The sequence below is a fragment of the Elioraea sp. Yellowstone genome (assembly GCF_006704265.1).
In the GTDB taxonomy this organism is placed as follows: Bacteria; Pseudomonadota; Alphaproteobacteria; order Acetobacterales; family Acetobacteraceae; genus Elioraea.
Genome location: NZ_VIKA01000006.1, coordinates 1 through 23821, shown reverse-complemented (window position 1 = coordinate 23821; position 23821 = coordinate 1). Strand labels below are relative to the sequence as shown.

Below are 23821 nucleotides of genomic sequence, written 5' to 3'. Positions count from 1 at the left end.
TCGCGGCGCTGCTTTTGGTGCTGGCTCTGGCCGTCCGTCCGGCGCTGGCCGAGTGGCGTGTCGTGCCCGACCGCGTCGAGGCCGGGAGCGGTGCGGCGCTGCGCTACAACGTCTTCCTGCCCGACGGCTGCGATCCCGCCCGCGGCCCCTATCCGCTGCTGGTGCTGCTGCACGGCGCGGGCGGCGACGAGCAGTCCTGGGCCGGGCGGATCCGGCTCTGGCAGGCGGTGGAGGAGGGCATCCGCGCCGGGCGGCTGCCGAAGCTGATCGCGGTGATGCCGGGGGCGAGGGACACCTGGTGGATCGACAGCGCCTTCGCGCGCGCCGAGACGGCCGTCGTCTCCGACCTGCTCGCCGATGTCGCGCGCAAGTATCCCGTGATGACGACCCGCGAGGGCCGGGCGATCGCCGGGTTCTCGGCCGGCGCCTATGGCGCGCTCCGGATCGTGCTGAAGCATCCGGAGCTGTTCGGCGCCGCCGCGCTCTGGGCGCCGGCGATCTACGCCGAGAGCCCGCCGCCGCTCTCCGCCGCACGGCGGTCGCCCGCCTTCGCCGGCGCCGATGGCGGCTTCGATCAGGAGGCCTGGACCCGCAACGCCTGGCCGGCGCTGCTGCCCGCCTATCTGGTCCAGCCGCTGCGCGTTCCGCTCTTCATCGCGGCGGGCGACGACGACCGGCTCGAGATCGCCTTCGAGGCGGCCCGGCTCGCCAAGGCGCTGTTCCGCCATCAGCCCGAGGCGTTGGAACTGCGCATCGTCGATGCCGGCCACACCATGCGCGTCTGGGAGGTGACGGCCGACGAGGCGCTGACCTTCCTGTTCGCCCATCTCGCGCGGATCGGGCTGGCGCGGCTCGCGGAATAGCCGTCCGGTTGGACCCGGCCCCGGCCCGGGGCTATGGTCCGCCCCGAACCTCCGGGGAGGACCATCCGATGTTGAACCCAGCCGCCCCCCTGCCGCTCAAGGACCCGAGCCTGTTCCGCCAGGCCTGCCTGGTCGACGGCAAGTGGATCGAGGCCGACAGCGGCAGGACGATGCCCGTGCCGAACCCCGCCACCGGCGAGACGCTCGGCGTCGTGCCCGCCTTCGGCGCCGCCGAGACGCGCCGCGCCATCGAGGCCGCGCACCGCGCCTATCCCGCCTGGCGCGCGCTGACCGCGAAGGAGCGCAGCGCGATCCTGCGCCGGCTCTACGAACTGATGCTCGCGCATGCCGACGACCTCGCGCTGCTGATGACCTCCGAGCAGGGCAAGCCGCTCGCCGAGGCGAAGGGCGAGGTGCTCTATGCGGCCTCCTTCGTCGAGTGGTTCGCCGAGGAGGGCAAGCGCGCCTACGGCGACATGATCCCGACCAACCAGAAGGGCCGGCGCATCCTGGTGATGAAGGAGCCGGTCGGCGTCTTCGCCGCGATCACGCCGTGGAACTTTCCCGCCGCGATGATCACGCGCAAATGCGCGCCCGGCCTCGCGGTCGGCTGCACCGGCGTGGTGCGGCCGGCGAGCCAGACGCCCTTCACCGCGCTCGCGATCGGCGTGCTGGCGGAGCGCGCCGGGATGCCGCCCGGCGTCCTGAACATCATCACCGGCCCGTCGTCCGAGACGGGCAGGGAGCTCACCGGCAATCCGCTGGTGCGCAAGCTCTCCTTCACCGGCTCGACCGAGGTGGGCAAGGTGCTGATCGCGCAGTGCGCGCAGACGGTGAAGAGGATCAGCATGGAACTCGGCGGAAATGCGCCCTTCATCGTCTTCGACGACGCCGATCTGGACGCCGCCGTCGCGGGCGCGATGGCGAGCAAGTTCCGCAACACCGGCCAGACCTGCGTCTGCGCGAACCGCATCCTGGTGCAGGACGGGATCCACGACGCCTTCGCGGAGAGGCTCGCGGCGGCGGCGAGGGCGATGAAGGTCGGTCCCGGCACCGAGGAGGGGGTGACGCAGGGGCCGCTGATCAACGCCGCTGCCGTCGCCAAGGTCGAGGAGCACATCGAGGATGCCGTGAGGCAGGGCGCGAGGATCCTCGCCGGCGGGCGGCGGCATCCGCGCGGCGGCACGTTCTTCGAGCCGACCGTGCTCGCGGATGTGCCGGTGGGGGCGAAGATCTTCCGCGAGGAGACCTTCGGTCCGGTGGCGCCGCTGTTCCGCTTCAAGACCGAGGAGGAGGCGGTGCGGCTGGCCAACGACACCCCCTTCGGGCTGGCGGCGTACTTCTATGCGCGCGATGTCGGCCGGATCATGCGCGTGAGCGAGGCCCTGGAATACGGGATCGTCGGCGTGAACGAGGGGGTGATCTCGACCGAGATCGCGCCCTTCGGCGGGTTCAAGGAGAGCGGGCTCGGCCGCGAGGGATCGAAGTACGGGATCGAGGAGTATCTGGAGATCAAGTACGTGGCCCTGGGCGGGATCGGAACGTAAGGCCCGGGGGAGGACGGCCGCCCCCCGGGTCCCTTCCGGAGAGCGGCCCTCCCCTCGGTCGGGCCGCGGCCCCCCGCGCGGGTTCCAGGAGACCTTCATGGACTTCGACCTCTTCGTGATCGGCGGCGGCAGCGCGGGCGTGCGCTGCGGACGCATCGCCGCGGGCCACGGCGCGCGCGTCGGCATCGCCGAAGCGCGCTTCTGGGGCGGCACCTGCGTCAATGTCGGCTGCGTGCCCAAGAAGCTGATGGTGCAGGCCGCCGAGTACGGTACGCTCGCCGAGGACGCGCGCGGCTTCGGCTGGGACGTCGCGGTGCACGGCCACGACTGGAGCAGGCTCGCGCGCGCGCGCGACGGCGAGGTCGCCCGCCTCTCCGGCATCTACCGCAAGCTGCTCGAGGGCGCGGGCGCGGCCGTGTTCGAGGCGCGCGCGCGCCTGCTCGACGCCCACACGGTGGAGGTGGACGGCCGGCGCGTCACCGCGAAGCATATCGTCATCGCCACCGGCGGCGCGCCGGTGCGCCCGACCTTCCCCGGCGCCGAGCACTGCCTGGTCAGCGACGACCTCTTCACCCTGCCGCGGCGGCCCGATCGGGTGGTGCTGCTCGGCGGCGGCTACATCGCCTGCGAGTTCGCCTCCATCCTGCACGGCCTGGGCGCCAAGGTGCACCAGCTCTATCGCGGGCCCTTGTTCCTGCGCGGCTTCGACGACGACATCCGCGAGGGACTGGCGGAGGAGATGCGCGCCGCCGGCATCGATCTGCGCTTCGACTGCGACGCGCTGCGGGTCGAGAAGGCGCATGACGGGTTCATCGTCCACACCACGGACGGGCGGATGCTGGAGGCGGATGCCGTGTTCGCCGCTGTGGGGCGGCGGCCGAACATCGCCGGGCTCGGGCTCGAGGACGCCGGCGTGCGGGTGACCGGGCGCGGCGCGATCGCGGTGGACGAGGCGGGCCGCACCTCGGTGCCGCACATCTACGCGCTCGGCGACGTCACCGACCGGCTGAACCTCACCCCGGTGGCGACCGCCCAGGGCCATGCGCTGGCCGATACCCTGTTCGGCGGCAATCCGCGGACGGTCAGCCTGGAGAACGTGCCGACCGGAATCTTCACCATCCCGCCGATCGGCACCGTGGGTCTGTCGGAGGCGCAGGCGGCGAAACGCGGACCGGTCGATGTCTACCTCGCCCGCTTCCGCCCGCTGCGCCACGCGATCACGGGACGCGACCGCAAGACCCTGATGAAGCTGGTGGTCGAGCGCCAGACGCAGCGCGTGCTCGGCGCCCACATGCTGGGCGAGGACGCGCCCGAGATCATCCAGGGCATCGCCATCGCCGTGGTGATGGGCGCGACCAAGCAGGATTTCGACCGCACGATCGGGGTCCACCCCTCGGCGGCCGAGGAGTTCGTCACCATGCGCCAGAAGCGGCCCGACCCGCTGGCCGAGGCGGCGGAGTAGCGCGCGCGGCCCGGCTGTGGGAGAATTCTGCCGCACTGCAACGAAGTCATCCGAGGATCACGCCATGTCTCCGTCCTGGACCCCCGATTCCTGGCGGGCCAAGCCGATCAGGCAGATGCCGGTCTATCCCGACCAGGCTGCGCTGGCGGCCGTGGAGGAGCGCGTGCGGCGATTTCCCCCGCTGGTCTTCGCGGGCGAGGCACGCCGGCTCAAGGCGGCGCTGGCCGCCGCATCGGAAGGCCGCGCCTTCGTCCTGCAGGGCGGGGACTGCGCCGAGAGCTTCAACGACCTGAACGCCAACATCATCCGCGACAGCTTCCGCGTGCTCCTGCAGATGGCGGTGGTGCTCACCTATGGCGGCCAGGTGCCGGTGGTGAAGATGGGCCGCATGGCCGGCCAGTTCGCGAAGCCGCGCAGCGCCGAGACCGAGACGGTGGACGGCGTCACCCTGCCCTCCTACCGCGGCGACAACATCAACGGGCCGGAGTTCACGCCCGAGGCGCGCACGCCCGACCCGACGCGGATGGAGCGCGGCTACTTCCACGCTGCCTCGACGCTGAACCTGCTGCGCGCCTTCGCCCAGGGCGGCTATGCCGACCTGCACGAGGTGCACCGCTGGAACCTGGGCTTCGTCGAGCGCAGCCCGGCCGCCGAACGCTACCGGGATCTCGCCGACCGGCTGGACCAGACGCTCTCGTTCATGGCGGCCTGCGGGCTGACCAGCGAGACCACGCCGCAGATCCGCGAGACCGACTTCTACGTCTCGCACGAGGCGCTGCTCCTGCCCTTCGAGCAGGCGATGACGCGCATCGATTCCACCTCGGGCGACTGGTACTGCACCTCGGCGCATCTGCTCTGGATCGGCGACCGCACGCGCCAGGCCGACGGCGCGCATGTCGAGTTCCTGCGCGGGGTGAAGAACCCGATCGGGCTGAAATGCGGGCCGAGCCTCGAGCCCGACGACCTCTTGCGCCTGATCGACATCCTCAACCCGGCGAACGAGCCCGGGCGGCTGACCCTGATCGCGCGCATGGGCGCGGACAAGGTCGAGGCCAGGCTCGCCCCGCTCGTGCGCGCGGTGAAGCGCGAGGGCCGCAAGGTGGTGTGGCTGACCGACCCGATGCACGGCAACACCGTGAAGGCGGCGAACGACTACAAGACGCGCAGCTTCGATGCGATCCTGTCGGAGGTGACGCGCTTCTTCGACGTGCACGAGGCGGAAGGGACCTGGGCGGGCGGCGTGCACGTGGAGATGACGGGGCAGGACGTCACCGAGTGCCTGGGCGGGTCGCGCGCGGTGACCGAGGCCTCGCTCGCCTCGCGCTACCACACCTTCTGCGACCCGCGGCTGAACGCCGAGCAGTCTCTCGAGCTCGCCTTCCTGGTCGCGGCGGAGCTGAAGGAGCGCCGCCAGCCGGCCGATCGGCGGCGCGTCGCGGCCCAGTAGCCCGGGCCGCGCCGTGCTCGGCCCGCCCTCGCCGCCGCCCGAGGAGATCGCGCGCCGCACCGACAGCTATTTCAGCCGCACGCGCGCGATCGTCGAGCGGTTCGGCGACATCGAGGTCACCTATGCGGTGTTCATGCGCCGTCCGGTGATCTCGGCGCCGCGCTTCGCGATCGAGTGGATCCGCGGCGTGCGGGGCGAGGACGTCACGATCGAGGTGATGCACCCGGAAGGGGCGGCGGTCGGCGCGGGCGACCCGATCCTCTACATCACGGGCTCCTTCGCCGCGCTCGCCGAACTGGAGACGCTCTACCTCCAGAAGCTCGGCGCCCCCTGCGTCGCGGCCTGGAACGCCTGGGCGATGTGCCTGGAGCTGCCGCAGGTGGGGTTCCTGGCGATGGATGCGCGCCACTGCGCCGGCACCGAGATGGCCGAGATGATGGCCTATGCCGCCTCGGTCGGCTCGCGCGCGGCGCAGAAGCAGGGGGCGAAGGGCTTCATCGGCAACGCCACGGACGCGACCGCGCATTGGTTCGGTCTCAACCGCGGCCGCGGCACGATGCCGCATGCCTTGATCGGCTATGCCGGCTCGACCGTGCGGGCCGCCGAGATGTTCAGGGAAACCTTTCCGGACGAGGATCTGACGGTGCTGGTGGATTACTTCGGTCACGAGATCACCGACGCGATCGCGGTGGCGCGCCGCTTCCCCGATCTCGCCGCGGCCGGGCGGCTCGCGGTGCGGCTCGACACCCATGGCGGACGGTTCATGGAGGGGCTCGATCCGCCCTCCTCCTATGCCGTGCTGGAACGGCACGCCCCGGATGCGATCCGCCGCTACCGCACCCATGACGAGCTGCGCTGGCTGGTCGGGACCGGCGTCTCCGCCGCCGCGGTCTGGCGCATGCGCGAGGCGCTCGACGAGGCCGGGTTCCCGCGCGTGCGGATCGTCGGCTCCTCGGGCTTCTCGGTGGAGAAGTGCCGCGTGATGGCGGATGCGAAGGCCCCGCTCGACGTGGTCGGCACCGGCTCCTTCCTGCCCGAGGCCTGGTCCGAGACCTATGCGACCGCCGACGTGATCGCCTATGGCGGCGAGAAGCGGGTGAAGGTCGGGCGGGAGTTCCTGTTCCGCAAGAACGGCGCCGCACGGTCGTGATCGCGACGGTGCTGGCGGCGTCGCGGGATCCCGCGCGCGAGCGGCGGATCGGCTTCGCCTGCGCCTTCGCGATCCTGTTCGTCTGGACGGGGTTCATCCTGGCCAGCCGCGCCGGCGCGCGCGGCGTGCTGACGCCGTGGGACCTCGCCGGCCTGCGCTTCGGGGTCGCGCTGGTCGCGCTGATGCCGCTCGTGCTGCGCGGCGTGCTGAGGCGGATCGCCCTCTGGCGCATCCTGGTGATGGGGGCGACGGCCGGGCTGGGCTTCGCGCTGTTCGCCTACAACGCCTTCGCGCTCGCCCCGGCCGCGCACGGCGCGGTGCTGCTGCCGGGCGCCTTGCCGTTCGTCACCGCTCTCCTCGCGTGGAGCTGGCTGGGCGAGGCGCCGACGGCGCGGCGCGCGGTCTCGCTCGCGGTGGTGGCATTCGGCATCGCGCTGCTGGCGGGCGCGGAGTTCTTCGCCACCCCCGGCGCCTGGCGGGGCGACATCCTGTTCTTCATCGCGACCTCGAGCTACGCCGTCTTCATCGTGCTGGTGCAGCGCTGGCGCATCACCGCGATCGAGGCCACCGCCGCGGTCGCCGTCGGCGCGGCGCCGTTCTACCTGCCGGTCTGGTGGCTGGCGCTGCCCTCGGCGATGGCGGAGGCCGCCTGGCAGGAGGTCGTGTTCCAGGGCGTCTATCAGGGCTTGGTGGCGATGGTGCTGGCCTCGCTGCTCTACACGCGTGCGCTGGTGGCGTTGGGATCCACCACCGTCTCCCTCTTCACCGCGGTGGTGCCGGCGCTCGCCGCGCTCGCCGCCTGGCCGGTGCTGGGCGAGCCGCTGGGCCTGGGCGCGCTGGCCGGCGTGCTGCTGGTGACGGGCGGGATGATCCTCGGCGTGCGCGCCGGTCGCGTTGACGTGCCCCTGGCGCGACCATAGCGTGCCGGCCATGACCGAGAGGCTCCGCATCGCGCTCGCGCAGCTCAACCCGCACGAGGGCGCGCTGGAGGCGAACGCGGCGAAGATCCTTGCCGCGCGGCAGCGCGCGGCCGGGCTCGGTGCCGATCTGGTGCTCACCCCGGAGCTCTCGATCGCCGGCTACCCGCCCGAGGATCTGGTGATGAAGCCGGCCTTCATCGCCGCCTGCCGGGCGGGGATCGAGCGGCTCGCCGCCGCCACGGCGGACGGCGGCCCCGGCATGGTGGTCGGCGGGCCGTGGGTGAACGACGGCAAGCTGCACAACGCCGCCTTCCTGCTCGACGGCGGCAGGATCACCGCCGTGCGCGCCAAGCACGAGCTGCCGAACTACGGCGTGTTCGACGACAAGCGCCACTTCGTCGCGGGCCCGGCACCCGGTCCGGTGTCGTTCCGCGGCTTCCGTCTCGGGCTGATGGTGTGCGAGGACTGGTGGCTGCCGGACGTGTCCGAGACCCTTGCCGAAAGCGGCGCCGAGGTGCTGCTCTCGATCAACGGCAGCCCGTATGAGTCCGGCAAGCAGGATCGCCGCATCGGGCTCGCGGTCGCGCGCGTGGTGGAGAACGGGCTCGGCTTCGTCTTCCTCAACCAGGTCGGCGGACAGGACGAGCTGGTGTTCGACGGCGCCTCCTTCGTGCTGAATCCGGACCGGTCGGTCGCGGCGCGGCTGCCGGAGTTCGACGAGGAGATCGCGCTCACCGAGTGGACCCGCGAGGGCGACCGGCTGGTCTGCGCGCCGGGGGCCATCGCGGCCGAGGACAGCCGCGAGGAGAGCATCTGGCGCGCGATGATGCTGGGGCTCGCCGACTACGTGGACAAGAACGGCTTTCCCGGCGTGGTGCTGGGGCTCTCGGGCGGGATCGACAGCGCGGTCTCGGCCGCGGTCGCGGTCGATGCGCTGGGGCCCGAGCGCGTGCGCGCGGTGATGCTGCCCTCGCCCTACACCAGCCGGGAGAGTCTCGAGGACGCCGCGGACTGCGCGCGGCGCCTGGGCATCCGCTACGACACGATCCCGATCACGCCGGCGATGGAGGCGTTCCACCAGGTGCTCGCGCCCGTGTTCGGCAACCGCGCGCCTGACATCACCGAGGAGAACATCCAGTCGCGCTCGCGCGGTCTGATCCTGATGGCGCTCTCCAACAAGTTCGGCGACATGCTGCTGACCACGGGCAACAAGAGCGAGATGTCGGTCGGCTACGCGACGCTCTACGGCGACATGTGCGGCGGGTTCAGCGTGCTGAAGGATGTCTACAAGACCACCGTGTTCGCGCTCGCGCGCTGGCGCAACGCGCATCGTCCGCGCGGGGCGAAGGGGCCGGCGGGGTTGGTGATGCCGGAGCGCGTGATCACCAAGGCCCCCTCGGCCGAGCTGAAGCCCAACCAGACCGACCAGGACTCCTTGCCGCCCTACGACGTGCTCGATGCGATCCTGGAAGGGCTGGTCGAGGGCGAACAGAGCGTCGATGCGCTGGTGGCGCGGGGGCATGACCGGGCGACGGTGCTGCGCGTCTGGCGCATGCTCGACCGCGCCGAGTACAAGCGCCGCCAGGCGCCGCCCGGGGTGAAGATCTCCCCGCGCGCCTTCGGGCGCGACCGGCGCTATCCGATCACCAACGGCTTCACGGCGCTCGTCTCGTGATCGGCGACCTGTTCGCTCCGCCGGGCGGCTGGGTGGTGCGCATCCGCGACCACTCGGCGGAGACGGAGGAGGAGGCGTTCGAGGACGTGCGCGGTTTCGCGAGCCTGATGCACGCCAATGCCTTCGCGCGCGCCTATGTGCGCGACAGCGTCGAGCGCTGCCGTGTGCCCGATGCGACGCCCGAGGAGGTGGTGGGCGACTGGCACGCCTTCGGCGAGGATGCCGAGGTGCTGGAAGCGGGGGCGCAGGGCTGGTCGAGCGCGGCGGAGCTTGCGTTCTTCGCGCGCCATCCCGCGCCGGCGGGCAGCATCGAGCGCGACTGGCGCGGGCTCGATCCGCGGCGCGACGAGCCGGACGACGGCGACAACGATGAGTGAGAGGGGGCGCGTGACGGCGCACCCGACCGCATCGGGGGCATGGCGGTCTCACCGGGCGGTCATCGCCTTCGACGGCGTCGGCCGCGCCTGAACGCCTCCGCCCGACATGTCCGTCCGCGTCCGCTTCGCGCCCTCGCCCACCGGCCATCTGCACGTCGGCAATGCGCGCGTGGCGCTCGCCAACTTCCTGTTCGCGCGCCGGCACGGTGGCGCGTTCGTGCTGCGCCTCGACGACACCGACACCACGCGCTGCAAGCCGGAGTACGAGACCGCGATCGAGGACGATCTGCGCTGGCTCGGCCTCGCCTGGGACGAAGGGCCGATCCGCCAGCGCGACCGCCTCGCCGCCTACGCCGCGGCGGCCGAGAGACTGAAGAACGCCGGCCGCCTCTACCCGTGCTGGGAGAGCGAGGAGGAGCTGGAGGCGAAGCGCCGCCACCGCCTCAAGCGGGGCCTGGCGCCGATCTACGACCGCGCCGCGCTCGCCATGACCGAGGACCAGAAGGCGCGCGCCTTCGCCTCCGGCCGTCCGCCCTACTGGCGCTTCCGCCTCTCCGACGGCGAGACCGCCTGGGACGACCTCGTGCTCGGCCGGCGCGCGGTCAAGCTCCCCGCCGTCTCCGACCCGGTGCTGATCCGCGCGGACGGGACGCCGCTCTACACCTTCGCCTCGGTGGTGGACGACCTGGAGATGGGGATCACCCACGTGATCCGCGGCGAGGACCACGTCACCAACTCGGGCGTGCAGCGCGACATCATGGTCGCGCTCGGCGCCGAGCCGGACGCGATCCGGCTGGCGCATCTGCCGCTTCTGGTGGGCGGCGGGGGCGAGCCGCTCTCCAAGCGCCTGGGCTCGCTGTCGCTTCGCGCGCTGCGCGCCGACGGCATCGAGCCCGCGGCGCTCGCCGCCTATCTCGCCCGGCTCGGCACGCCCGACGATCTCGCCCCGGCCGATCTCGCCACGCTGGCGGCCGGCTTCGACCTCGGGCGGATCAGCCGCAGCCCCGCGCGCTTCGACCCGACCCAGCTCCTCGCCCTCAACCGCAAGGTGCTGCACACGACGCCGTTCGCGGCCGTGCGCGACCGGCTGCCCGCGGGCGCGACGGAAGCGTTCTGGCTGGCGGTGCGCGGCAATCTCGACCTCGCCACCGAGGCGCGGCACTGGTGGGAGGTCGTCGCCGGGTCGATCGTGCCGCCGCCGCTCGAGGGCGAGGCCGCGTTCCTGCGCGCGGCTCTCGCCCGGCTTCCACCCGAGCCCTGGGACGGCACCACGGCCAAGGCCTGGGCCGCGGCGGTCAGTGCCGCCACCGGCCGCAGGGGCCGTGCGCTCTGGCGCCCGCTCCGCCTCGCCCTGACGGGCGAGGACCACGGCCCGGACATGGCGTCCTTGCTTCCCCTGATCGGCCGGGATCGCGTAGTCTCGCGGCTCAGCATGGCCGCAGGAGCCGCCCCGTGATCTGTCCCCGCGCGATTTGACCGAACCTCGCGCCTGACCCATACCCCGGGCATCGCCCCGCACGGACCGGACGGATGACGGATCTCACGCTCTACAACTCCGCGACGCGGCGGAAGGAACGCTTCGAGCCGATCGACCCGGCGCATGTGCGCCTCTATGTCTGCGGCCCCACCGTCTATGACCGCGCGCATATCGGCAACGCGCGCCCCGTGGTGGTGTTCGACGTGCTCACGCGGCTGCTGCGGCGGCTCTATCCGCGCGTGACCTATGTTCGCAACGTCACCGACGTGGACGACAAGATCATGGCGGCGGCGCGCGAGCGGGGCGAGCCGATCGAGGCGGTGACGGAACGGACGCTCCGCTGGTTCCACGAGGACATGGCCGCCCTCGGCGCCCTGCCGCCGGACGTGGAGCCGCGCGCGACCGAGACGATCGCCGAGATGATCGTGCTGATCGAGCGGCTGATCGCGAACGGCCACGCCTATGTCGCCGACGGGCATGTGCTGTTCGATGTGCCCTCCTACCCGCGCTACGGCGCGCTCTCCAACCGCACGCCGGAGGAGATGGAGGCGGGCGCGCGCGTGGACGTCGCCCCCTACAAGCGCTCGCCCTACGACTTCGTGCTGTGGAAACCCTCGGCGCCGGACCAGCCGGGCTGGGCGAGCCCCTGGGGCCGCGGCCGCCCCGGCTGGCACATCGAGTGCAGCGCGATGTCGTGGCGCCATCTCGGCCCCGAGTTCGACATCCATGGCGGCGGGCTCGACCTGATCTTCCCGCACCACGAGAACGAGATCGCGCAGTCGGTCTGCGCCTTCCCGGGCAGCCGTTTCGCGCGGCTCTGGATGCACAACGGCATGCTGCTGGTGGACGGCGAGAAGATGTCGAAGAGCCTCGGCAACTTCGTCACGGTGGCCGACGTGCTGCGGCACGGGCCTTGGGCGGGCGAGGCGTTCCGGCTGCTGCTGCTGAAGACGCATTACCGCATGCCGCTCGACTACTCCGAGGCTGCGCTTGCGGAGGCGCGGCGCGAGCTCGACCGGTTCTATCGCGCGCTGGAGCACGCCGGCGAGCCGGCCGCGGCGGAGATGCTGCCGGCCGATGTGCTGGCGGCACTGCTCGACGACCTGAACACCCCGGCCGCGCTTGCGGCGATGCATGGCCTCGCCGACCGCGCGCTCGCCCGCGATGCGCGCGCGGGCGCGGATCTGCGCGCCGCCGCCGACGTGCTCGGGCTGTTGCCACGCACGGCCGAGGCGTGGTTCCGCGGCGAGGGCGATGCGGCCTCGATCGAGGCGGCAATCGCGAGGCGCCTGGCGGCGCGCCGCGCGCGCGACTTCGCCACCGCGGATGCGATCCGCGCCGAATTGCTGGCGCAGGGGATCGTGCTCGAGGACGGGCCGCAGGGCACGACCTGGAGGCGCGCGTCGTGAGCGGTGAGCGCATCCACATCTACGACTGCACGCTGCGCGACGGCCAGCAGATGCAGGGCATCGACTGGGGGGTCGCCGACAAGCAGGCGATCGCGCGCGCACTCGATGCGTTCGGCGTCGATACCGTCGAAGGCGGCTGGCCGGGCGCCAACCCGATCGACGACGCGTTCTTCGCCGACCCGCCGCCGCTGCGCACCGCCCGCCTCGCCGCCTTCGGCATGACGCGCCGGGCCGGCCGTTCCGCCGCCAACGATCCCGGCCTCGCCGCGGTGTTCGGCGCGCGCACCCCCGTCGTCACCCTGGTCGGCAAGACCTGGGACTACCACGCCGAGGTGGCGCTCGGCGTCTCCCTCGACGAGAACCTCGCCATGATCGCCGACAGCGTCGCCGAGGCCGCGCGCCGCGGCGAGGCGATGTTCGACGCCGAGCACTTCTTCGACGGCTACAAGCGCAACCGCGCCTACGCGCTCGCCGCGATCAGGGCCGCGCACGAGGCCGGCGCGCGCTGGATCGTGCTCTGCGACACCAACGGCGGCACCCTGCCGCACGAGGTGGAGGCGATCGTCGCCGAGGTCGCGAAGGTCATCCCCGGCGAGCAGCTCGGCTTCCACGGCCATGACGACACCGGCAACGGGGTCGCGAACACGCTCGCGGCCGTGCGCGCCGGCTGCCGCCAGGTGCAGGGCACGATCAACGGCATCGGCGAACGCTGCGGCAACGCCAACCTGATCAGCATCATCCCGACCCTGATGCTGAAGATGGGCTACGCGACGGGCATCACGCCGGAGGGGCTGCGCGGCCTGACCAAGCTCTCCCGCGCGCTCGACGAGCGGCTGAACCGCGCCCCCAACCGCGGCGCGCCCTATGTCGGCGAATCGGCCTTCGCCCACAAGGGCGGCCTGCACGTCTCGGCCGTGCAGCGCGATCCCGCGACCTACGAGCACATCCCGCCCGAGACGGTCGGCAACCGCCGCCACATCGTCGTCTCCGACCAGTCGGGGAAGTCGAACATCCTCTCGCGTCTCACCGAGGTCGGGATCGAGATCGACCCGGACGACGCGCGCATCCGGCGCATCCTCGAGGAGGTGAAGGCGAAGGAGTTCGCCGGCTACGCCTACGACGCGGCCGAGGCCTCCTTCGAGCTGCTCGCGCGGCGCGTGCTGGGGACCGTGCCGGAGTATTTCCGCCTGGAATCGTTCCGGACGCTCGTCGAGCGCCGGGCCGAGCACGAGGAGCCGCTCTCCGAGGCGACGCTGAAGCTGGTGGTGAAGGGCGAGCGCGTGCTGACCGTGGCCGAGGGCAACGGGCCGGTGAACGCGCTTGATGCGGCACTGCGCAAGGCGCTCGTGCCGCACTATCCGGCGGTCGCGCGCCTGCGGCTCGTGGACTACAAGGTGCGCATCCTCACCCCCGACCAGGCGACGGCGGCGACCACGCGCGTGATCATCGAGAGCGAGGGCGATGGCGGCGGTCGCTGGAGCACCGTGGGCGTCTCGGGCAACGTGATCGAGGCCTCGTTCGGCGCGCTGGCCGATGCCGTGACCTATCTGCTGATGCGCGAGGGCGTGGCGGCGTAGCGTCCTCGCCCCGCCCCTTCCCGGCGGGAGGGGCGGCGCGCGAGGGCCTTCCCACATCCCATCCCCCTGGATACCATCATCCGCATGGCCCATGGCATCCGTCACGCCGCCCATGCCGATGTCGTGAAGCGGCTGAAGCGCGTCTCGGGGCACCTGACCGCCACGATCGGCATGATCGAGAGCGGCCGGCCCTGCCTCGACCTCGCCCAGCAGCTCCGCGCCGTCGAGCGGGGGCTGGCGGAGGCGAAGCGCGTGCTGATCGAGACCCATATCGACCACTGCCTCGACCGGGCGGTGAGCGAGGGCAAGGCCGAGGCGGCGCTCGCCGAGGTCCGCGAGCTCACCAAGTATCTCTGAGGGAGAGGCGCATGAAGACCATCCTGCTCGCCGGCGCGCTGCTGACCGGAGCGCTGCCTGCGGCCGCACATCACCACGATGCCCGTTCGCCCGTCATCGCGCAGATGCAGCACGGGCCGCATGGCGCGCATGGCGGCCCGGCACGGGCCGAGGAGCCTGCCAGCACGCGCGCCTTCCGCGAGGCCAATGCGCGGATGCACCGCGAGATGGACATCCGCTACTCCGGCAACGCCGACATCGACTTCGTCCGCGGCATGATCCCGCACCACCAGGGCGCGATCGACATGGCGCGCATCGCGCTGGAACACGGGCGCGATCCGGAGGTGCGCCGGCTCGCCGAGGAGATCATCAGGGCGCAGGAGGCCGAGATCGCCCAGATGCGCGCGATCCTGCGCCGCCTGGGCGGTTGACCGGCCGGGCCCGGCGGGACTACCCCGCCGCGCCATGACGGGACGCGAGGGCGGGGCGGCGATCGGCCCGGTGGGCGAGCATTCGCCCGTCGTCATCCTGGTGCGTCCGCAGCTCGCCGAGAACATCGGCGCGGCGGCGCGCGCGATGGCGAATGGCGGGCTCTTCCATCTCCGCCTGGTCGCCCCGCGCGACGGCTGGCCGCAGGAGAAGGCGTGGCGCACCGCCTCGGGCGCGGATGCGATCCTGGAGGCGGCGACGCTGCACCCGACGGTCGCGGATGCGGTCGCCGACCTCCAGCGCGTGTTCGCCACCTGCCCGCGGCCGCGCCACGTGATCGTCAACACGGCGACCGCGCGCGGGGCGGCGGGGATGCTGCGCGGGATCGCCGCGCGCGGCCTCGCCTCCGGCATCCTGTTCGGCCCGGAGCGCGCCGGCCTCACCGCCGAGGATCTCGCCCATGCCGACACGCTGGTGCGGATCCCGCTCAATCCCGCCTTCAACTCGATGAACCTCGCCCAGGCGGTGATGGTGATGGCCTACGAGTGGTGGATCGCCGCCGACACCACCCCGCCCGTGCGCCTCGTCACCAACGAGACGCGCATCGCCACCAAGGACCAGCTCGAGAACTTCCTGCGCCATCTGGTCGCGGAGCTCGACGCCTGCGGCTTCCTGCGCAACCAGGCGAAGCGGCCGAGCATGGTGCGCAACATCCGCCACCTGTTCGAGCGCGGCGAGGTGACCGAGCAGGAGCTGCGCACGCTGCACGGCATCGTCACCGAGCTCGCGCGCGGGCGGCGCGTGCGCGGCCGCATCGAGCCCGACATGGAGGTCGAGCCCGACGAGGCCGTGTAGCGCTACCCGGGCAGGCGCCGCGCGAGGCGACGGGCCAGCAGCAGCCCGATCAGCCCGCCCGCCGGGGCGCCGGGCAGGGCGAGCAACCAGCCGATATGCGCACCCTGGCTGATCAGACCCATCCCGACCCCGAGCATCATGCCGCCGACCAGGGAGCCGATGACGCCGGCTGTGAGGCCGAGGACCAGGATCTCGGAGCGCGTGACCATGCGCCGGGATAAGGGCCGGGGTGGCGGTTTGACAAGCCGGGCCTCCCCCCGTATCACCCGCCGCTCATTCCCGGGAATGCGAACGGCCGTTCCGCCCGCAAGGGACTACCGGGACAGGAGGGGCGCGGCGGTCGCTGCCCCGCAGAATGAAGGAAAGGGCCGCGCGCCATGACGAAGCGCGTCGAGAGCAAGTACAAGGTCAATCGTCGGCTGGGCCAGAACCTCTGGGGCCGGCCGAAATCCCCGGTCAACAAGCGCGACTACGGGCCGGGCCAGCACGGCCAGCGGCGCAAGAAGCCGACCGACTTCGGCATGCAGCTCGCGGCCAAGCAGCGGCTGAAGTTCTACTACGGCAACATCGGCGAACGTCAGTTCCGCCGCTACTACGAGGAGGCCGTGCGCCGGAAGGGCGACACCTCGGAGAACCTGATCGAGCTCCTCGAGCGGCGGCTCGACACGGTGGTGTATCGCCTCAAGTTCGCGATCACGCCCTTCGCGGCGCGCCAGCTCGTCAACCACGGCCACATCATGGTGAACGGCCGCCGGGTGAACATTCCCTCCTTCCTCGTGCGCGACGGCGACCAGATCGAGGTGAAGGAGAAGTCGAAGCAGTTGGCGTCGGTGCTCGACGCCGCGCAATCGGCCGAGCGCGACGTGCCCGAGTACCTGGAGGTGGACCACCGCGCGATGCGCGGGCGGTTCCTGCGCGCGCCGAAGCTGATGGACGTGCCCTATCCGGTGCAGATGGAGCCGGCGCAGGTCGTCGAGTTCTACTCGCGCTAAACGCGGTCAAGGGGCCAATGGCCCCTTGCGGGGGGCGGGGGGCAAGGGGGCAGGGCCCCTGCATCGCGTCAGCGCGCTACCCCTCGCGTTCCAGCCGGGTGATCTCCTCGTCGGAGAAGCCGAAATGGTGTGCGATCTCGTGGATCAGGACATTGCGCACCAGGCTGCGCAGGTCCTCGCCGGTCTCGATCCATTCGGCGAGGATCGGCAGCCGATAGAGATGGACCATCTCGGGCTGATCGGGCGTCTGCAGCACGCTGCGCTGGGTGAGCGGCACACCGCGCCAGAGCCCGGTGAGCTCCCACGGGCTGTCGAACCCCATCTCCTCCACGGTCTCGTCGTCGGGCAGGTCGTCGACGACGATCGCCACGCCTTCGAGCAGCTTCGCGAGGTCGCGCGGGAAGTGCCGCTGCGCCCAGGCGAGCGCCTCGTCGGCAAGGGCGACGATCTCCTCCGTGGTCGGGGCTGTGGTGAAGCTGCGCATGTGCCCTACATGGGGTGGGCGCGGACGAGGAGGCAAGCATGGTGGCGACGCTGAGCGAGGCGGAGCGGGCGGGGCTGGGACAGGCGCTGCCCGGGTGGTCGATGGTCGAGGGGCGCGATGCGATCCGGCGCGTGTTCCGCTTCCGGGACTTCTCCGAGGCCTGGGCCTTCATGAGCCGGGTCGCGCTGCTGGCCGAGAAGCACGACCACCACCCCGAGTGGTCCAATGTCTGGAACCGGGTGGAGATCGTGCTGTCCACGCACGACGCCGGCGGGCTGTCGATGCGCGACGTGACGCTCGCGCGGGCCATCGACGCGATCGCGCCGGCGACCTAGAGGCCTATTCCGGCCGGCCGGAACAGGCTGCTAGGCTCGCATCATGCCAGCACCCACCGAGGATCCCTTCACCCGCGCCGGCCTCCCGCTCGACGCGGCGGAGCGCACCCGCCTCGGCGAGCCCGCGCGCCTGCTCGAGGCCCTGCTCGCGCGCGTGCGCGACGGCGCGGGGCAGGGCGAGCCGGCCGTGATCTTCGTGCCCCCCGCGGCGAAGCGGCCGTGAGCGCGATCCCGACCATCGCCGCGGCGGCGCGCGCGATCGCCGCGCGCCGCCTCTCGCCCGTGGAACTGATCCGCGCGTGCATCGGCCGGATCGAGAAGCACCAGGAGGTGCTTCACGCCTTCGTCGCGCTGGACCTCGAGCGCGCGATCGCGGCTGCGCGCGCCGCCGAGGCGCGCATCCTGCGCGACGGGCCGCGCGGACCGCTGGACGGCATCCCGATCGCGCACAAGGACATCGTCGACGTCGCCGGGCTGCCGACCACCGCGTGCTCGCGCATCCTGGCCGGCAATGTCGCCACGCGCGACGCGGCGGTGGTGCGGCGCTGGGCCGAGGCGGGTGCGATCTCCCTCGGCAAGCTCACCACGCACGAGTTCGCCTGGGGCGGGCCGTCCTTCGATCTGCCCACGCCGCCGGCGCGCAACCCCTGGAACCCGGATCATTTCACGGCCGGCTCGTCCTCGGGCACGGGCGCGGCGGTCGCCTCCGGCATGATCCTGGGCGGCACCGGGTCGGACACCGGCGGGTCGATCCGCGGCCCCGCGGCGCTGTGCGGTCTCGCCGGCATCAAGCCGACCTACGGGCTGGTGCCCCGCACCGGCGTGATCCCGCTCGCTTGGTCGATGGACCATGTCGGCCCGCTCGCCTGGACGGCGGAGGACTGCGCCCTCCTGCTGCAGGCGGCGGCCGGGCACGATCCCGAGGATCCCGGCTCCGCGGCGCGGCCTGCGCCCGACCTCGTCTCCGGGCTCGGCGACGGGGTGAAGGGGCTGCGCGTCGGCGTGGTGCGGCATTTCCACGAGGCCGACGTGCAGGTGAGCCCGGCGACGCGGCAGGGCATCGACGCGGCGGCGCGGATCTTCGCCGACCTCGGCGCCGAGCTGCGCGACGTGACGCTGCCGCCGCTCGCCGAGTTCTGGGCGCCGGGGATGACGCTGCTCTTGGGCGAGGCCTTCGCGGTGCACGGCCCCTGGCTGCGCGCGCAGCGCGCGGCCTATGGCGAGATCCTGCGCGAGCGGCTGCTGCTCGGCGCGCTGGTCACCGGCGAGCACATCATCGCCGCGCAGCGGCTCCGCCGCCGTCTGGCCGGAGAGGTCGCGGCGGCGATGCGCGAGGTCGATCTCCTGCTGACCGCCGCCGCCATGGGCGAGGCGCCGCGGATCGACGCGGTGGATCCGTGGATCGGCTTCAGGACGCCGAGCCTGACGCTGCCGTTCAACCTGACCGGCCAGCCGGCGATGACGGTGTGCGCGGGTCTCGGCGAGGGCGGATTGCCGGTGGCGATCCAGCTCGCCGGTCGTCCCTGGGAGGATGCGACGGTGCTGCGCGCCGCCCACGCCTACGAACAGGCGCGCGGGCCGCTGAAGCGCCCGGGGGCATAGCCGCGGGAGGCGCGGCGGAGCGGGCTTCCGTGGCGGCTTGCCGCGACGGGACCCGGCAGCCTCATCCCCCCGGGGTCTTCCTCAGACCTGGCTGGTCCAGGGGATCGGCACGAGGTCATAGCCCGTGCCGTTCTTGCGCACGTACCCGACGGCCGGGAACGGCCAGTGATAGCCGACGATCGGCGTGCGGTCCGCCGCGGCACGATCGAAGAAGCGCCGCCGCGTCTCCTCGGCCATCGCGGCGTCCATGTCGAACACGGCGTGCCAGCCGGGATTGCGCAGGTTGATCGTCGGATGGTTGGTGACGTCGCCCAGCACGATCAGCGTGCCGTTGCCGGACTGCACCGACCAGGTCGTGTGCCCGGGCGTGTGGCCGAAGGTCGGGATGCCGCGGATGCCGGGGGCGACCTCGGCGTCGCTCGCCACCCGCCTGATCCGCTCGGCCGGGTAGGGGCCGAACCGGCCCTTCACCATTGCCGCCGGCTGCTGCGGCGCGCGCTCCCCCATCCAGAACGTCCATTCCGCCTCGGGCACGATCAGCTCGGCGTTCGGGAAGCGCGGCTGCCCCTCGCGGCTGACCAGCCCGGAGACGTGGTCGCCGTGGAAGTGGCTGAACACGATCTTGTCCACCTGCGCGGGTGCGATGCCGGCGGCCTGCATGTTGTCCCACATCGTGCCCGCGGTCGCCGCGAGATTGCCCCCCGTGCCGGTGTCGAACAGGATCAGCTCGCGGCCGGTGTTGACGAAGGTGATGTTGAAGGTGATGTCGAGATGGCCGGTCGGCAGGAAGTCGCGCGCGAGGGCGGCTTCGACGGCGGCCTTGTCGGCATTGCGCACGAAGCCCTCGCCCGGGTTCGGGCGGCGGTTGATCCCGTCGTTGACGATGGTCACCTCGTAGTCCCCGACCTTCAGCCGGTAGAAGCCGGGCGCCTGGCGTCCCGCCTGCGGGGCGGCGGCGCGCAGCGGCGCGGCGGAGACGAGTGCCGGTGCCGCGAGCGCGGCGGCAAGCGCGTGGCGGCGGTCGAGACGCATGGGTTCCTCCCCCGGATCGTTGCCCTGGGGACGAATCGATAGGCCAAGTTCACCGCCGGCGCTGCGCACGGCCGCGTGATCCGCGATCTTGCCGTGCCGGCGTGGGCGGACCATCTCCCCGGCGGAGGAGCGGGCGATGCCGCGCGACGGCGAGGACAGGCGGGCGAGGAACGTGCTGGGCGGGCCGCTCAGGGCCTGCTCGCACGATCCGCTGACGGGCTGGTTCCGCGACGGCTGCTGCAACACCGACGAGCGCGATCTCGGCCTGCACACGGTCTGCGCGGTGATGACCGAGGCGTTCCTTGCCTTCAGCAGGTTGCGCGGCAACGATCTCGTCACGCCGCGGCCGGAACTCGGCTTCCCCGGGCTCAAGCCGGGCGACCGCTGGTGCCTCTGCGCAGCGCGCTGGCAGGAGGCGCTGGAGGCCGGTTGCGCGCCGCGCGTGGTGCTCGCCGCGACCCATGCCGACACGCTGGCGGTCTGTTCGCTCGCCGATCTGAAGGCCCACGCCGCCGACCAGGCGTGAGCCGGGCGGCCATATCCGGCGCGGAGGCGGAGGCCTGCCCTGCGCGCGTCCGGCCCTCTCGAGGGTCGCGCCCTGCCGGGGCGCGGCTCAGGCGCCGGCGGCGGCGATCCGGCGCACCCCGGCCGCTTCCATCTCTGCCCAGGCCCTCGCCAGGCTGCCGTCGAGATCGATGCCGCGGCAGGCCTCCTCGATCACCGCCGCCGCGAGGCCGAAGCGGCGCGCATCGAGCGCGGTCCAGGCGACGCAGAAATCGGTCGCCAGACCGCAGAGGTGCACCGTCCGGATGCCGCGGCTGGCGAGATAGCCGTCGAGCCCGGTGCGCGTCGTACGGTCCGCCTCCAGGAAGCCCGAGTAGCTGTCCACGGCGCGGCGGCAGCCCTTGCGGATGACCGCCTGGGCATGCGGGATGTCGAGCCCGGGCGCGAAGGCGGCGTCGGGCGTGCCCATCACGCAGTGGTCGGGCCAGAGCACCTGCGGGCCGTAGGGCTGCGCGATCGTCTCGAACGGCGCGCGGCCGGGATGCGCGCTGGCGAAGGAGAGGTGATCGGGCGGATGCCAGTCCTGCGTGAGCACGACGGTCGCGTAGCGGCGCGCGAGCGCGTTGATGATCGGTACCACGTCGTCGCCTTCGGGCACGGGCAGGCTGCCGCCGGGCAGGAATCCGACCTGCACGTCGACGACGATCAGTGCGGTATCGTCGTCAGGTGGCTCGACGGGGGGCATGGGCCGTTCTCCTTCGCGGCGGCTGGCGCAGGCCGGCGCCGGCCGAGGCCGGACGACCTATCGGCCCTCGATCTGGTGCGCCGGCGCGTCGGCGGAACCCCTGAGCGCCGCCCGGACCCGCGAGAGCAGGGCGGCGCGCGCCCGGTCGTCGCCCGCCTCCTCGAGACGCCGGCGCAGTTCCAGCAGGAGCGCTGCCCGCTCGTTGTGCCAGTCGAAGGCCGCATGCGTCGCCTCCGGCGGCAGCCGTGCCGCCGCCCCGCGCGGCCGCGCCGGCCCCTCCACCGGCAGGGCGTAGCGGGAGTCCATCTCGGGCAGGTCCACCGCGAGGCCGCGCTGCCGCAGCGCGCCGGCGAGTGCTGCGCGCGCCTCGGGCTCGCCGTGGACCAGGAACACGCCGCGCCGGACGCTGCCGCGCGCCGCCACCCAGTCCAGCAGGCCCTGGCGGTCGGCATGGCCGGAGTAGACATCGAGCCGGCGGATGCGCGCGCGCACCGCCACCTCCTGGCCCATGATCGAGACCTCGCTCGCCCCGTCCACCAGCAGCCGCCCGAGCGTGCCGGGCGCCTGGTAGCCGACGAACAGCACCGTCGCCTCCGGCCGCCAGAGGTTGTTCAGCAGGTGGTGGCGGATCCGGCCCGCCTCGGCCATGCCCGAGGCGGAGATCACGATCATCCCGCCGGCGACCTGATTGAGCTTCTTGCTCTCCTCGACCGAGGCGGTGATGCGGATGTTCGGCCCGGCGAGGAAGGTCTCGGCCGGCTCGGTCTCCTCCGGCAGGTCCTTCAGGTGGGCGCGGAAGGTGCGGGTCGCCTCGGCCGCGAGCGGGGAATCGATCACCACCGGCACCGCCGGCAGTTCGCCCCGCTCCATCAGGAGGTCGAGATCGTGCAACAGCTCCTGCGTGCGCTCGACCGCGAAGGCCGGGATCAGCAGGTTGCCGCCCGCCTTCAGCGCCGCCTGCACCTCGGCGCGCAGGAGCGCGCGGCGCCCGGCCGGCGGCGGGTCGTCGCGCTCGCGGTCGCCATAGGTGGATTCCAGCACCAGCCAGTCGGGATCGTGCGGCGCCTCGGCGTCCTCGACGAAGGGCTTGGCGCCGGGGCCGAGATCGCCGGAGACGAGCAGCGTGGCGCCGCCGGGCAGGACGAGCTCGACCGAGGCCGAGCCCAGGAGGTGGCCCGCGTTCCAGAGCCGCGCGCGCGTCCCGCCGGGCAGGTCGAGCCAGCGGCGGAGCGGCAGCGGGCGGAAGTGCTGGAGCGCGGCCTCGGCGTCGGCGCGGGTGTAGATCGGCGTCACCGCCGCACGGCCGCGCGCGCGGTTGCGCCGGTTCAGCCGCTCCACCTCGCCCTCCTGGATGAAGCCCGAGTCGGGCAGCATGAAGCGGCAGAGATCGATCGTCGCCGGCGTGGCGTGCACCGCGCCGCGGAAGCCCTCGCGGGTGAGGCGGGGGATCAGCCCGGCATGGTCGATATGCGCGTGGGTGAGCAGCACGGCGTCGATCGTGCGCGGGTCGAAGGGCAGCGGGCGCCAGTTCAGCTCCTTCACCGTCTTCGGGCCCTGGAACAGGCCGCAATCGACCAGGAGGCGGGCCCCGCCCGCCTCGATCAGCAGGCAGGAGCCGGTGACGGTGCCGGCGGCGCCGTGGAAGGTGAGGGCTTGGTCCATGCGACTATCCTGGGGCCGGGACGGAGGGACGCGATGGAGACCTGGCAGATCGTCGGGCTGGTCTGGGTGGCGGGTGCGCTGGCGCTGCTGCTGCCGGGGATGCGGGCGCGGCTCGCGGGCCAGCCGGCGCTGCGCTGGGCGGCGCTGTGGCTGGCGGCGCTCGCCGCGCTCGTGCTCGCCTACGAACTCCTGCTCGCGGTCGGGATCGACCTGACGCCGGCGCGGCGCGGCCCCTGACCACCGACCGGCTACTGGCGGAGCTGCACCGGGGTGGTCGGCGCGGCCGCGCCCGCCGGTGCCTGCGCGGGCGAGGCGCGGCCGAGGCATTCGCGATAGATCCGGTCGCGGTCGAGGATCTCGGTGGTGCGGATGCGCTGCGCCTGGAACCCCTCGGCGCCGAAGCGCGACTCCATGTCGTCGAGCCGGTCGCGGTTGGCACGCGAGCGCTCCCGCATCACCCGCTCGGCCTCGGCGCGGCAGGCATTCTCCACCGAGGCGCTGACGCGCTGCTCCGGCGGCGGCGGCCCGGCGCAGGCGGCGAGCGCGGCGCAGGCGGCGAGGGCGAGGGTGCGGATCATCGGACGGACCCTGTCAGTCGGGTGGCGAGGGCGCGACGGATGCCGGCCTGGTCGAACCGGCCGTCCGCGGCGAGCGGCGCGCGCGCGGCGGCGGCGAGCAGCGCCGGGTGGAGCGTGGTGCCCTCGGGCGCGACATCGAACAGCCCGCGCGCCCATGGCGCGGTGGCGAGCAGCTCGATCAGCCCGAGCAGGCGGAAGCAGAGCGCCAGCCCGTAGAGCGAGTCGAGCCCGACCGCCTGGTCGACGGCCGCCGCCCAGCAGCGCGCATCGGCATCGGCGATCACGAGCTCGGTCGCCTCGCCGCCGGCGCGGCGGAACAGCACGGCGCGGGCCTCGCCCCAGCGCTCGCGCTCGGCGGCCGCG

At 72.8% G+C, this 23821-nt stretch carries 26 protein-coding genes and 1 pseudogene; 20 read left to right on the top strand and 7 right to left on the bottom strand.

Annotated elements, in window-relative coordinates:
- Positions 1-17 precede the first annotated feature (17 nt).
- The 14 genes from FK498_RS02130 to FK498_RS02065 all read left to right on the top strand — a co-directional run bounded on the left by FK498_RS02130 (position 18) and on the right by FK498_RS02065 (position 15524).
- On the top strand, positions 18-863 hold the full coding sequence (locus FK498_RS02130; RefSeq protein ID WP_161988277.1) for an esterase family protein: 846 nt from the start codon (positions 18-20) through the stop codon (positions 861-863).
- Between the two features lie 68 nt (positions 864-931).
- Entirely contained in the window at positions 932-2410 is a 1479-nt protein-coding gene (locus FK498_RS02125) for an NAD-dependent succinate-semialdehyde dehydrogenase (RefSeq protein ID WP_141851166.1), read from the top strand.
- A 97-nt stretch (positions 2411-2507) separates the two neighbouring features.
- Entirely contained in the window at positions 2508-3872 is a 1365-nt protein-coding gene (gene gorA, locus FK498_RS02120; RefSeq protein ID WP_141851165.1) for a glutathione-disulfide reductase, read from the top strand.
- A gap of 64 nt (positions 3873-3936) precedes the next feature.
- A complete protein-coding gene (locus FK498_RS02115) occupies positions 3937-5319 on the top strand; it encodes a class II 3-deoxy-7-phosphoheptulonate synthase (RefSeq protein ID WP_141851164.1) in 1383 nt (460 codons plus the stop codon).
- Positions 5320-5332: 13 nt separating this feature from the next.
- The gene (locus FK498_RS02110; RefSeq protein WP_141851163.1) at positions 5333-6469 is read left to right on the top strand and encodes a nicotinate phosphoribosyltransferase; all 1137 of its coding nucleotides are present in this window, start codon (positions 5333-5335) and stop codon (positions 6467-6469) included.
- Positions 6466-7389: a DMT family transporter gene (locus FK498_RS02105; protein ID WP_141851162.1), complete on the top strand. Its 924-nt coding sequence runs from the start codon at positions 6466-6468 to the stop codon at positions 7387-7389. The genes FK498_RS02110 and FK498_RS02105 overlap by 4 nt, the downstream gene beginning before the upstream one ends.
- A 10-nt stretch (positions 7390-7399) precedes the next feature.
- Entirely contained in the window at positions 7400-9064 is a 1665-nt protein-coding gene (locus FK498_RS02100) for an NAD+ synthase (RefSeq protein WP_141851161.1), read from the top strand.
- Positions 9061-9441 carry a hypothetical protein gene (locus FK498_RS02095; protein ID WP_141851160.1) on the top strand — a complete coding sequence of 127 codons (381 nt, stop codon included), beginning with the start codon at positions 9061-9063 and terminating at the stop codon, positions 9439-9441. The genes FK498_RS02100 and FK498_RS02095 overlap by 4 nt, the downstream gene beginning before the upstream one ends.
- Positions 9442-9547: 106 nt before the next feature.
- Positions 9548-10897 (top strand): glutamate--tRNA ligase, encoded by a 1350-nt coding sequence (gltX, locus tag FK498_RS02090; protein WP_141851159.1) that lies wholly within the window; start codon positions 9548-9550, stop codon positions 10895-10897.
- A 74-nt stretch (positions 10898-10971) separates the two neighbouring features.
- Complete coding sequence (gene cysS / locus FK498_RS02085) at positions 10972-12327, top strand: cysteine--tRNA ligase (RefSeq protein ID WP_141851158.1); 1356 nt, start codon at positions 10972-10974, stop codon at positions 12325-12327.
- Positions 12324-13904: a citramalate synthase gene (gene cimA / locus FK498_RS02080; protein ID WP_141851157.1), complete on the top strand. Its 1581-nt coding sequence runs from the start codon at positions 12324-12326 to the stop codon at positions 13902-13904. The genes cysS and cimA overlap by 4 nt, the downstream gene beginning before the upstream one ends.
- Positions 13905-13988: 84 nt before the next feature.
- Complete coding sequence (locus tag FK498_RS02075) at positions 13989-14261, top strand: metal-sensing transcriptional repressor (protein WP_141851156.1); 273 nt, start codon at positions 13989-13991, stop codon at positions 14259-14261.
- 11 nt (positions 14262-14272) lie between these two features.
- Positions 14273-14671 (top strand): DUF305 domain-containing protein, encoded by a 399-nt coding sequence (locus FK498_RS02070; RefSeq protein ID WP_141851155.1) that lies wholly within the window; start codon positions 14273-14275, stop codon positions 14669-14671.
- Between the two features lie 34 nt (positions 14672-14705).
- Positions 14706-15524, top strand: coding sequence for an RNA methyltransferase (locus FK498_RS02065; RefSeq protein WP_141851154.1), 819 nt, complete (start codon positions 14706-14708; stop codon positions 15522-15524).
- 2 nt (positions 15525-15526) lie between these two features.
- Here the strand turns inward: FK498_RS02065 and FK498_RS02060 are convergent, their stop codons facing one another.
- Positions 15527-15733, bottom strand: a complete 207-nt coding sequence (locus FK498_RS02060) for a hypothetical protein (RefSeq protein ID WP_141851153.1) — start codon at positions 15731-15733, stop codon at positions 15527-15529.
- Between the two features lie 168 nt (positions 15734-15901).
- On the opposite strand from FK498_RS02060, the gene rpsD reads away from it, so the two are divergent.
- Positions 15902-16516: a 30S ribosomal protein S4 gene (gene rpsD, locus FK498_RS02055; protein ID WP_141851152.1), complete on the top strand. Its 615-nt coding sequence runs from the start codon at positions 15902-15904 to the stop codon at positions 16514-16516.
- 76 nt (positions 16517-16592) lie between these two features.
- Here rpsD and FK498_RS02050 read toward each other — a convergent pair whose 3' ends face one another.
- Complete coding sequence (locus FK498_RS02050) at positions 16593-17000, bottom strand: metallopeptidase family protein (protein ID WP_141851151.1); 408 nt, start codon at positions 16998-17000, stop codon at positions 16593-16595.
- 38 nt (positions 17001-17038) lie between these two features.
- On the opposite strand from FK498_RS02050, the gene FK498_RS02045 reads away from it, so the two are divergent.
- Genes FK498_RS02045 through FK498_RS02040 form a run of 3 tightly spaced genes read left to right on the top strand, consistent with a single transcriptional unit; the run spans position 17039 to position 18937 of the window.
- Entirely contained in the window at positions 17039-17335 is a 297-nt protein-coding gene (locus FK498_RS02045; RefSeq protein WP_141851150.1) for a 4a-hydroxytetrahydrobiopterin dehydratase, read from the top strand.
- A 43-nt stretch (positions 17336-17378) separates the two neighbouring features.
- On the top strand, positions 17379-17558 hold the full coding sequence (locus tag FK498_RS19135; protein ID WP_161988276.1) for a hypothetical protein: 180 nt from the start codon (positions 17379-17381) through the stop codon (positions 17556-17558).
- Positions 17555-18937 (top strand): amidase, encoded by a 1383-nt coding sequence (locus FK498_RS02040; RefSeq protein WP_161988275.1) that lies wholly within the window; start codon positions 17555-17557, stop codon positions 18935-18937. The genes FK498_RS19135 and FK498_RS02040 overlap by 4 nt, the downstream gene beginning before the upstream one ends.
- An 81-nt stretch (positions 18938-19018) precedes the next feature.
- Here the strand turns inward: FK498_RS02040 and FK498_RS02035 are convergent, their stop codons facing one another.
- Positions 19019-19969 (bottom strand): MBL fold metallo-hydrolase, encoded by a 951-nt coding sequence (locus FK498_RS02035; protein WP_141851148.1) that lies wholly within the window; start codon positions 19967-19969, stop codon positions 19019-19021.
- A gap of 136 nt (positions 19970-20105) precedes the next feature.
- Between FK498_RS02035 and FK498_RS02030 the strand changes: the two genes are divergently transcribed.
- The gene (locus FK498_RS02030) at positions 20106-20495 is read left to right on the top strand and encodes a DUF2237 family protein (protein ID WP_141851147.1); all 390 of its coding nucleotides are present in this window, start codon (positions 20106-20108) and stop codon (positions 20493-20495) included.
- Between the two features lie 87 nt (positions 20496-20582).
- Here the strand turns inward: FK498_RS02030 and FK498_RS02025 are convergent, their stop codons facing one another.
- A complete protein-coding gene (locus FK498_RS02025; RefSeq protein ID WP_141851146.1) occupies positions 20583-21218 on the bottom strand; it encodes a nicotinamidase in 636 nt (211 codons plus the stop codon).
- A gap of 57 nt (positions 21219-21275) precedes the next feature.
- Positions 21276-22880, bottom strand: a complete 1605-nt coding sequence (locus tag FK498_RS02020; protein ID WP_141851145.1) for an MBL fold metallo-hydrolase — start codon at positions 22878-22880, stop codon at positions 21276-21278.
- A 33-nt stretch (positions 22881-22913) separates the two neighbouring features.
- On the opposite strand from FK498_RS02020, the gene FK498_RS02015 reads away from it, so the two are divergent.
- On the top strand, positions 22914-23117 hold the full coding sequence (locus FK498_RS02015; protein ID WP_141851144.1) for a hypothetical protein: 204 nt from the start codon (positions 22914-22916) through the stop codon (positions 23115-23117).
- An 11-nt stretch (positions 23118-23128) separates the two neighbouring features.
- Here FK498_RS02015 and FK498_RS02010 read toward each other — a convergent pair whose 3' ends face one another.
- Entirely contained in the window at positions 23129-23458 is a 330-nt protein-coding gene (locus FK498_RS02010; RefSeq protein ID WP_141851143.1) for a hypothetical protein, read from the bottom strand.
- A pseudogene (locus FK498_RS02005) lies at positions 23455-23821 on the bottom strand (hypothetical protein); the annotation flags it as partial. The gene FK498_RS02010 and the pseudogene FK498_RS02005, both read right to left, overlap by 4 nt.